Below are 1,916 nucleotides of genomic sequence, written 5' to 3'. Positions count from 1 at the left end.
AGAGTGAGGAGCATCCAAAATGAGATATTTTAAAGGGAAACAGTTCAAGAAAGACATTATTTTAGTAGCCGTTGGCTATTACTGTCGTTTTTCTTTAAGTTATCGTGATGTTTCTGAAATCTTGAAAGAACGTGGTGTATCAGTTCATCCTACAACTATCATGCGTTGGATGCATGAATATGGAAATCTGATCTATCAAATTTGGAAGAAGAAAAACAAATCAGCACACCATGCTTGGCATTTGGATGAGACGTATATCAAAGTCAAAGGAGAATGGTGTTATTTATATCGCGCCATTGATAGTGAAGGACATACACTAGACTTTCAACTTCGAAAAACACGTAATCATCAAGCAGCTTATTCCTTCATGAAAAGATTGGTTAAACAGTTCGGAGAACCATCGGTTCTTACGACAGACAAGGCACCTGCTTTGCTTTGTGCATTTAAAAAATTACAAAAAGACGAATATTATACGCATACGAAACACTGTAGGATTAAACATCGTAATAATTTCATTGAACAGGATCATCGACATGTCAAACGCTGATTTGTGAAATCAGCTGGATTTCAAACTCTTCGTCATGCTTCTCGTACCATCAAAGGAATCGAAACGATTAATGCTTTATATAAACAAAGACTCCGCCTTTTCAACGTACAATGAACTTCCACAATTACTAGCTACTTTCTAAACATTGATCCTCAGGTTCTGTTGCAAAATGTTAATTTCGTAAAAATATGAATTAACATGCACTCATTCAGAATAAACGATCGGTAATATATGAAAAATTGTATGTTTCATTCATAGATTCGAGTGATTTTTAAACTTTGCAACACCGTACTCATCATTAAATGAAATGCCTCCGTATCAGTATTCAAAATCAATTGCATAATATATTTCATATTCCAGTTTTTTCTTGACCAGGTCATATTTAGAAGGATTGATTGAAGACGCTTTAAATATCCTTTAGGAACATAAGGAGGAATGAACAATGGAAGAAAGTACATTATCACTGACAATTGTATCAGCAGTAATTTATTTAGCGGTATATTTAGTGCATCGAATAGATGTCTGGGACAAAAAGACAGGATGGTCACGGGATGACAAGTCAACAGCAGCATGATGAATCCGAACGAAAGAAACTATCGTGGATCATAAAGGATTTAAGAGCTAGAGGGATAGATAACAGCACAGATAAGGTTGAGGAAACATACAAGTATATAACTCTCGCTAAATGGGACTAAGCCCTAGACTAGGGCTTAGCAAGTAAGTAAGTGCCAATACAAAAAATTGCTAGAGTTTTACCAGCAGTTTTAACTATACCATGTCATCCTTATAAAAACATGAATAGATTTGTCCTGAAAACAGACAAATCATAATGTGTGGAGGTTGTTAAGAATCACTATAGCTAAATGACACAAAGCCCTAGATTAGAACTAGGACTTTGGTAAAAGGGACTAACGAAAAAAATAAACAAGAAATTTAATAGGGATTTTGCTTCAATTACAACTATACCATGTCATTCTTATGAAGAAATGGATGAATTTATCTATTCCAAAGACAAATTCAGATATTAAGATTTCATCTAGCTAAATAGGACAAGCCTTAATTTGTTGTAATATTCAGTAATCTAATGGTGTCCCTCACCTAGTAAATGGGTTCCTGGATATTCCGATGCGCGAATCATCAAGAAAGGGTGAGAACGATGAATCTGTTGGCTAAAAACTAGCATCAAAAAAGCCTGTACAGAAGCACAGGCCAGTTGTTACACATATCAGTAACTAAATTTCAACAAACTTTCAGAAAGTTAGCTATTGAAAAATAAAAAACGCTCGATAACTGCTGATGGTGATAAAGTCTATCCTGTTGCGATACGTGAACTAAAGGAAGAAAAGTGTATACCACAGGGTACACCACT

Annotated in this window: 1 protein-coding gene and 2 pseudogenes; all 3 read left to right on the top strand. The window is 35.0% G+C overall.

All coding sequences use genetic code 11. The annotated features are described in order from the left end of the window. Positions 1-19 precede the first annotated feature (19 nt). Positions 20-661 (top strand): annotated as a pseudogene (locus AB3X49_RS22235) (IS6 family transposase). A gap of 328 nt (positions 662-989) precedes the next feature. After that, positions 990-1,121: a hypothetical protein gene (locus AB3X49_RS22230; RefSeq protein WP_367964781.1), complete on the top strand. Its 132-nt coding sequence runs from the start codon at positions 990-992 to the stop codon at positions 1,119-1,121. A 700-nt stretch (positions 1,122-1,821) separates the two neighbouring features. Then, positions 1,822-1,916, top strand: a pseudogene (locus tag AB3X49_RS22225) (IS6 family transposase); the annotation flags it as partial.

The sequence above is a fragment of the Bacillus sp. C30 genome, assembly GCF_040838255.1.
GTDB classification, from domain to species: domain Bacteria; phylum Bacillota; class Bacilli; order Bacillales; family Bacillaceae_G; genus Bacillus_A; species Bacillus_A mycoides.
This window is presented reverse-complemented; position numbering and strand designations above follow the sequence as displayed.